The sequence below is a fragment of the Hallella seregens ATCC 51272 genome (assembly GCF_000518545.1).
In the GTDB taxonomy this organism is placed as follows: domain Bacteria; phylum Bacteroidota; class Bacteroidia; order Bacteroidales; family Bacteroidaceae; genus Prevotella; species Prevotella seregens.
The window spans coordinates 38,579-46,898 of the sequence record NZ_JADU01000028.1 but is presented as its reverse complement, the minus strand read 5'-3'; the positions used below and the strand labels follow the sequence as shown (position 1 = coordinate 46,898).

Here is an 8,320-nt window from a genome sequence, read left to right as displayed (position 1 = left end):
TGTCTTTGCCAACATGAACGGACACGCACGGGGGCAAGAACATTGCACACCGCATCGCGTTCAAAAGACAACGACCAACAACCATAAACAACGCTACGCCACGGTATAAATGTTGTTATCCGTTGTTCCCAGTTGTCTTTAACCCACCGATTGACAGTTGTATGAACGGACACACACGGGGGGGCATCCATCCCTTTACACAGACAAGGTAACTACAATACACCTCTATATTGTGTTTTTATAATATCTCTTTTTGTGCGGGCTGTGTCGTGAGACACGGCCCGCGATTCTGTTTTGGGCATGCGGGCGGCCGCGCATCGCGTCGTGTGTTCCAAACGGCGGGCTTAAATACCACAAACATGGTAGCCGATATGCTCTGTTTGTGCGATTGCGGCGCATGGGTTTTTGCCGTAACTTTGCAGCAGAGAATCAGAACGATGCAAACAGCTTTTGCAATTCAAAATTCATAATTCATAATTCAAAATTAGACGGAGGATAAGATTTTATGGCAAAGATTTTCAAGCGTATTACAGATTTAGTGGGCCGCACACCGCTCGTGGAGCTGGCCAAGTATTCGGCTTTGCGGGGTGCCGGCACCCCTGTTGTGGCCAAGGTGGAGTCGTTCAATCCCGGCGGCAGCGTGAAAGACCGCATCGCCCTGGCCATGATCGAGGCCGCCGAAGCCCAGGGGCTGCTCAAGCCCGGAGCCACCATCATTGAGCCCACGAGCGGCAACACCGGCGTGGGGCTGGCCCTGGTCTCGGCCGTCAAGGGCTACAAGCTCATCCTGACCATGCCCGAGACTATGAGCATGGAGCGGCGCAACCTGGTGAAAGCCTATGGAGCCCAGGTGAAACTCACCAGCGGAGCGGCCGGCATGGGCGGTGCCATCAAGGCCGCCGAGGAGCTGCGCGACTCCATTCCGGGCTCGATAATCCTGGGGCAGTTCGTGAATCAAGCCAACCCGCAGCGGCACTACGACACCACGGGGCTGGAAATCTGGGAAGACACCGACGGGCAGGTAGACATCTTCGTGGCCGGCGTGGGCACGGGCGGAACGGTGTCGGGCATTGGCCGGAGACTCAAGGAGAAGAACCCCGGGGTGAAGATTGTGGCTGTGGAGCCCAGCGCATCGCCCGTGTTGAGCGGCGGCACCGCCGGCCCGCACAAGATTCAGGGCATCGGTGCAGGCTTTGTTCCTGCTACTTACGATGCTTCCGTGGTGGACGAGGTGGTGCGCGTGGACAACGACGACGCCATTCTGGCCGGTCGCCAACTGGCCCAACAGGAGGGTCTGCTCGTGGGCATCTCGTCGGGAGCGGCCGCCTTTGCCGCCACCGAGCTGGCCCGCCGCCCTGAGAATGCGGGCAAGCACATCGTGGTGTTGCTGCCCGACACAGGCGAACGCTACCTCTCCACCGTGCTCTACGCCTTTGACGAGTATCCGCTTTAAGGCGTAGGAACAGTGCCGCAGACGGGAGCGTTTCAGAACAATAACCACGATTTATATGCAGGGATACACCTCGTGTGTGTCCCTGCATGCCGTTTTACATTCGGACATACAGGGCGTATATCCCTACAATTTGGCAATAGTTCAGCATTTTGACACGCCCTTATCTTGTTGTTGATGCGGTGGTAGACATACCGAAACTTTCGTTTCGCTGCAAATTTTTGGGGAGATTTTTGGCTATTGACCATTGTTTTCTGATACCTTTTCAGTATTTTTGTCCCCATCAAATCGAGGCTCGGCTTGAGTCCTACCGGCTTGACCGTCTTTATCAATCCCAAACCGCATGCAGATCAGCAAATACTTGGTGGCCAATTCTCACGACAGTCTGTGGGGGCTTACGGTCTCTACCGTGGGCTACGAGGAGATTTTGCCCGGCGAAGAATACCCCACCCACGGCCATGCCGACGGCTACTACTTCAACCTTGACAAGGGACGCATCCTGAACGAATACCAGTTGCTCTACATCATTGAGGGCGAGGGCGTGTTCCATTCGGCCCGCGTGGCCGAAGCCCGGCTCAAGGCCGGCGACCTGTTCCTGCTCTTCCCGCAGGAGTGGCACAGCTATCATCCCGAGCCGGCCACGGGGTGGAAGAGCTACTGGATTGGGTTCAAGGGGCAGAATGTGGACAGCCGTGTGCGGGCCGGATTCCTCGCGCCCGACAAGCCTGTCTACCATGTGGGCTTCTCAAGCCGCCTTGACGAGCTCTACCGCTTTGCCTACCAGACGGCCCTCGACGAGAGCGCTTACGTGCAACAGACGCTGGCAGGCGTGGTGAACCTGCTCATCGGACTGATGTATTCGCTGGAACGCAACAACGAATTGAACAGCAACCACAAGCACGTGGACATGGTGAACCATGCCCGCCGACGCATCCGTGAGTCGCTGGAGGCCGACCTCACCATCCAGCAGATAGCCAAGGAGATGAACGTGAGCTACAGCAATTTCCGCAAGCTCTTCAAGGAATTTACCGGCGTCTCCCCGGCCCTCTACCAGCAAGACCTGCGTCTGCAGCGGGCTAAGGAGCTGCTGACCACCACCGATCTCAGCATCAAGCAGATTGCCTATCAGTTGCGTTTCGAGTCGCCCGACTATTTCTCGTCCAAGTTCAAGATAAAGACCGGCATGAAGCCCAGCGACTTTCGGGAGCAGACCCGGTAGGGGAGTCCCTGCGGGAAAAACGAAGCGACGCCGCCACAAATCCGTAGCATCGGATCTGTGACGGCGTCGCGGTTTTTTCCTGACGGCGTAAAGGCGCGGCGATTACGCCGCAACCGCCGTGCGATGACGGTGCAATCGCAGGGCCTTTACGGTGCAATCGCAGGGCCGTTGCGGCGGCATCAAATCGGAGTGGTGAGGACAAACGTGCGCAACCCCCAGTAGCTCAGGATGCCGAGAGCGTAGCCCACGAAAGCAATCCAGCTGATGTGACGCATGTACCAGCCGAAAGTGATCTTCTCCAGACCCATTACCACCACGCCGGCGGCCGAGCCGATGATGAGCATCGAGCCGCCCACGCCGGCACAGTAGGCCAGCAGTTGCCAGAAGATGCCGTCCACGGCCATGTCGCCTGTGGCGGTCACGGGATACATGCCCATGCAGCCAGCCACCAGCGGCACGTTGTCGACGATGCTCGACAGCACGCCGATGATGCCCGTCACGGCATAGTGGTTGCCGTCGAAAGCGGTGTTGAGGCCCTGGCCCAGGGCCGTGAGCACGCCCACTTCTTCGAGACAGGCCACGGCCATGAGGATGCCGAGGAAGAAGAGAATGGTGCTCATGTCGATGTTGTGCAGCAGGTTGGAGACGCGCTTGCCCGTGCCCTCACGGTCGGCCCCGCGGTGCAGGTTGCGGTAGAACAGCTCTGTCGTGGTCCACAGAATGCCCAGCACGAGCAGGATGCCCACGAAAGGAGGTAGCCCTGTAACGGCCTTGAACACCGGCACGAGCACCAGCCCGCCCACGCCGACGAGGAACACCGCCTTGCGCTGGCGGCTCGAAAAGTCGAGCACCTCGTAGTCGCTCTTCATCGGCATGTCGCCGGCGGTCTCCAGTTCGCCCCGCAGCGAGTATTGCAGGATGAGGGCGGGCACCACCATCGACACCAGCGAGGGAACGAGAATCTCCGTGATGACGCCGGCCGCCGTGATAACGCCCTTGTTCCAAAGCATGATGGTGGTGACGTCGCCAATGGGCGAAAAGGCCCCGCCCGAGTTGGCCGCGATGATGACCAGCGAGGCATAAACGATGCGGTCCTTGTGGTCGTGGACCAGCTTGCGCAGTATCATAATCATCACAATGCTCGTGGTGAGGTTGTCGAGAATGGCCGAGAGGATGAACGTCATAAAGGCTATTCGCCACAACAGCGTGCGTTTGCTGCGCGTGCTCATGGCGGTGCGCACCCAGTTGAAACCGCCGTTTTGATCGACGATTTCCACGATGGTCATGGCCCCCATGAGGAAGAAGAGGGTGGTGGAAGTGCTTCCCAGATGGTGCTCGATGGCGTCGCTCACCTCGCTGAGCAGCGCGGGGCCGGTGGCTCCAGGGATATAACTGCCGGGCGACACCATGAAGAGCGTCCAGCATGCGGCAAACATCAGCAAGGCCACGGCGGCCTTGTTCACTTTGGTCATGCTCTCAAGGGCGATGAAAAGATAGCCCACGCAGAAAGCGACGATGATGGCAATGGTTAAGGTTGACATGCTTTTGATACGTTAAAAAATGGGGAATGGCGGGCCCGCGGCCGGCATGAGGCCGCCCCGGCACCGTGGCTGCAAAGTTACGTAAAATCTCAAAACCTTGGGCTCAAAAATCAAATTATTATGGCAGCCCCTTGGAAAATCGTCTAATTTTGCCGCGACGATAAGACAAATCCCTAACCCCTCATCCTAACAGCAACTCTCTATGGAAAATCGAAAATACTATTTTGCCGTAGACCTCGGGGCCACAAGCGGCCGCACCATCATCGGCACACTGGCCGGCGGACGGCTCGAACTGCAGGAGCTTACGCGCTTCGACAACGTGCTCATCGAGGCCGGAGGCCATGTCTACTGGGACATTTTCGCCCTCTATCACGAGGTTGTCAAGGGGCTGCGGCTGGCTGCCGAACGCCGCATTCCCCTGAGCAGCATCGGCATCGACACCTGGGGCTGCGACTTCGTATGCGTGGGCGACGACGGCCAGATACTGCGCAACCCGCTGGCTTACCGCGACCCCCACACGGCGGCGGCGATGGAAACCTATTTCAGCGAGGCCGTGGACAAGGCCACGGTCTACGCCAAGACGGGCATCCAGTTCATGAATTTCAACTCGCTGTTCCAGCTCTATCAGATGCAGCGCGACGGCAACACCGCCCTGCGCCACGCCTTGAAAGTGCTCTTTATCCCCGATGCCCTGAGCTATATGCTCACGGGACGGGCCGTGTGCGAGTACACGGTGGCCTCCACTTCGCAGCTGCTCAACCCCCTGACGGCCGACCTCGACGAGGAGCTGGTGGCCAGCCTGGGGATGCGGCGCGACCAGTTCGGGCCCATGACGACCCCCGCCACGGTGATTGGCGGGCTCACGCCCGAGGTGCAGCGCACCACGGGACTCGGGCCCGTGCCTGTGGTGGCCGTGGCCGGTCACGATACGGCCAGTGCCGTGGCGGCCGTGCCGGCGGCCGACGAGCAGTTTGCCTACCTCAGCTCGGGCACGTGGAGTCTCATGGGCATCGAGACGCGCCGGGCCGTCATCAACGGGCAGAGCTTCGAGCGCAACTTCACCAATGAGGGTGGCATTGAGGGCACCACGCGCTTCCTGAAGAACATCTGCGGCATGTGGATCTACGAGCGTTGCCGGCAGGAGTGGCCCGAAGAGAAGGCCCGCGGCCATGCCGCGCTGCAGCGTGAGTCGATGGATTGCGAGCCTTTCCGCAGCCTCATCAATCCCGACGACGCCTGTTTTGCCAATCCGCCGTCGATGGTTGCCGCCATCGACGACTATTGCCGGCGCACCGGTCAGCCCGTGCCGCGCACGCCGGCCGAGTACTGTCGCTGCATCTTCGAGTCGCTGGCCCTGCGCTACCGCCAGGTGTTCACGTGGCTGCGGGAGTTTGCCGACTTCGACATCCGCGTGCTCCACATCATCGGCGGCGGCTCGCTCAATGCCTATCTCGACCAGTTCACGGCCAACTCGTGCGGTGTTGTCGTGCTGGCCGGACCCCAGGAAGGCACGGCCATTGGCAACGTCATGCTCCAGGCCAAGGCCGCCGGCGACGTGGCCGACGTGTGGGACATGCGCCGCATCATCGCCCGGTCGGTGGAGCTGAAACGCTTCGAGCCCCAGGACAAGGCCGTGTGGGACGAGGCCTACGCCCGCTGGACAGACCTCACCAAGTAGGCCGCCGCACTGCCGGCACCCCCGTTTTCCGCAATATTCATCATTAAAAAATACAACCGCAACATGAAATCAGAACTCATTGAAAAGAACTATGCGCTGGCCAAAGAGCGCTATGCTACCCTCGGTGTAGACACCGACAAGGCACTGGAAACCCTCGAAAAGACTCCCGTCTCCCTGCACTGCTGGCAGGCCGACGACGTGGTGGGCTTTGAACGCAACGAAGCTGCCTCGGGCGGCATCCAGACCACGGGCAACTATCCCGGCAAGGCCCGCAACATTGACGAGCTGCGTCAGGACATCGACAAGGTGACCTCGATGCTCGCCGGCTCGTTCCGACTGAACCTGCACGAGACTTACGGCGACTTCGGCGGCCGGTTCGTCGACCGCGACCAGGTGGAGCCCAAGCACTTTGAGAGCTGGATGCAGTGGGCCAAGGAGCACAATTTGAAGCTTGACTTCAACTCCACCTCGTTCTCGCATCCCAAGAGCGGCAGCCTCACGCTCTCGAATCCGGACAAGCAAATCCGCGAATTCTGGATCGATCATACCAAGCGTTGCCGCCGCATTGCCGATGCCATGGGCAAGTATCAGGCCGATCCTTGCATCATGAATATCTGGGTGCACGACGGCTCCAAGGACTATACCGTGGAGAAATTCCGCTATCGTCAGATTCTGAAAGAGAGCTTGGACGAGATTCTTGCCGAGCAGCTGCCCGACATGAAATCCTGTCTGGAAGCCAAGCTCTTCGGCATCGGGCTGGAGGCCTACACCGTGGGCTCGCACGATTTCTACGCCGGATACTGCGCCAAGAACAACGTGATCTACACGCTCGACACCGGCCACTACGAGCCGACGGAGAATGTGAGCGACGCCGTTTCGTCGCTGCTGCTCTTCGTTCCCGAGCTCATGCTCCACGTGTCGCGGCCCATGCACTGGGATTCCGACCACGTGACGCTCTTCGACGACAACACGCGCAACCTCTTTGCAGAGCTTGTACGTGCCGGCCAATTGCACCGCGCCCACATCGGTCTGGACTATTTTGATGCCTCCATCGACCGTATAGGGGCCTATATTATAGGTACGCGCGCCACGCAGAAGAGCCTGCTTCAGGCTTTCCTGGAGCCGCTCGAGCTGCTGCGAAAGTACGAGGACGAGGACAAGCTCTTCCAGCGTCTGGCCCTGCTCGAAGAGGCAAAGACCCTGCCCATGGGCGCCGTCTACGACTACTACAACTATACGCACAATGTGCCTGTTGCCGAAGACTTCATCGCCGACATCGAGAAGTACGAGCAGGAGGTGACGTTCAAGAGAAAATAATAAGGTAGGCCCCTTGTCCCGGCAGACTGCCGCGGGCGGGGGCTTTTGCTGTTATGGACATCATCATCGGATTACTCATCATTGCTGTCGGCGCCTTCTGCCAGTCGAGTTGCTACGTCCCCATCAACAAGATCAAGGGTTGGAGTTGGGAGAGCTACTGGGTGGTACAAGGCGTTTTTGCGTGGCTGGTGCTGCCGTGCCTCGGCGCGCAGCTGGCCGTTCCGGCGGGCCACAGCCTGCTGGAACTCTGGGCCGGCGCGCCCGCGTTCAGTCTCTGGATGACCGTGCTCTTCGGAGTGCTCTGGGGCGTGGGCGGCCTTACGTTCGGTCTCTCCATGCGCTATCTGGGTGTGGCCCTCGGACAGTCCATTGCGCTGGGCACTTGCGCCGGTCTGGGCACCGTCATGGGGCCCGTGTTGCTCAATGTGTTCTTCCCCGAACTCGACGCGCTCAGTGCCCTCACCACGGCCGTGATTCTCGGCGTGGTGGTTACGCTCGTCGGCATTGCCATCATTGGAGTGGCCGGCTCCATGAAGGCCAGCTCGCTCAGCGAGGAGGAGAAACGGGCGGCTGTCAAGGACTTCAACTTTCCCAAGGGCTTGGCCATTGCGTTGCTGGCCGGCTTCATGAGCGGCTGTTTCAACGTGGGACTCGAGTTTGGCAAGGACATCAACTTCGGCGAACTCACGCCCGCCATGTACAAAACACTGCCTGCCACCGCCCTCGTGACGCTGGGCGGCTTTGTCACCAACGCCGTCTACTGCTTCTGGCAGAACCAGAAAAACCACACCTGGGCCGACTACACCCGGCGCGACGTGTGGGGCAACAACCTGCTGTTCTGCCTGTTGGCCGGTGCGTTGTGGTACAGTCAGTTCTTCGGTCTCTCGTTGGGCAAGGGCTTTCTCACGGGTTCGCCCACGCTCATGACGCTCTCGTTCTGCATCCTCATGGCCCTCAACGTGGTGTTTTCCAACGTGTGGGGCATCATCCTCAAGGAGTGGAAGGGCTGCTCGCGCAGTACCATCGCCGTGCTCGTCGTGGGCATTGCGGTGCTCATCCTCTCCTCGTTCCTGCCGCAGTTCCTCGGATAGCCATCCGGCTGCGGTCGTCATCAT

Annotated in this window: 6 protein-coding genes; 5 read left to right on the top strand and 1 reads right to left on the bottom strand. The window is 59.6% G+C overall.

The annotated features are described in order from the left end of the window. Positions 1–505 precede the first annotated feature (505 nt). Both cysK and L888_RS0109310 read left to right on the top strand, forming a co-directional pair. A complete protein-coding gene (gene cysK / locus L888_RS0109315; protein ID WP_027952690.1) occupies positions 506–1,453 on the top strand; it encodes a cysteine synthase A in 948 nt (315 codons plus the stop codon). Between the two features lie 340 nt (positions 1,454–1,793). Then, positions 1,794–2,669: an AraC family transcriptional regulator gene (locus tag L888_RS0109310; protein ID WP_005844657.1), complete on the top strand. Its 876-nt coding sequence runs from the start codon at positions 1,794–1,796 to the stop codon at positions 2,667–2,669. Between the two features lie 179 nt (positions 2,670–2,848). Here L888_RS0109310 and nhaD read toward each other — a convergent pair whose 3' ends face one another. After that, positions 2,849–4,210 (bottom strand): sodium:proton antiporter NhaD, encoded by a 1,362-nt coding sequence (nhaD, locus tag L888_RS0109305; protein WP_027952689.1) that lies wholly within the window; start codon positions 4,208–4,210, stop codon positions 2,849–2,851. A 202-nt stretch (positions 4,211–4,412) separates the two neighbouring features. Here nhaD and L888_RS0109300 point away from each other — a divergent pair, with 202 nt between their 5' ends. From L888_RS0109300 to L888_RS0109290, 3 genes are all read left to right on the top strand, one after another. After that, positions 4,413–5,888, top strand: a complete 1,476-nt coding sequence (locus tag L888_RS0109300; protein ID WP_027952688.1) for a rhamnulokinase — start codon at positions 4,413–4,415, stop codon at positions 5,886–5,888. Positions 5,889–5,951: 63 nt separating this feature from the next. Then, on the top strand, positions 5,952–7,205 hold the full coding sequence (locus L888_RS0109295; RefSeq protein WP_027952687.1) for an L-rhamnose isomerase: 1,254 nt from the start codon (positions 5,952–5,954) through the stop codon (positions 7,203–7,205). Positions 7,206–7,258: 53 nt separating this feature from the next. After that, complete coding sequence (locus L888_RS0109290) at positions 7,259–8,296, top strand: L-rhamnose/proton symporter RhaT (protein ID WP_005844650.1); 1,038 nt, start codon at positions 7,259–7,261, stop codon at positions 8,294–8,296. Positions 8,297–8,320 lie beyond the last annotated feature (24 nt).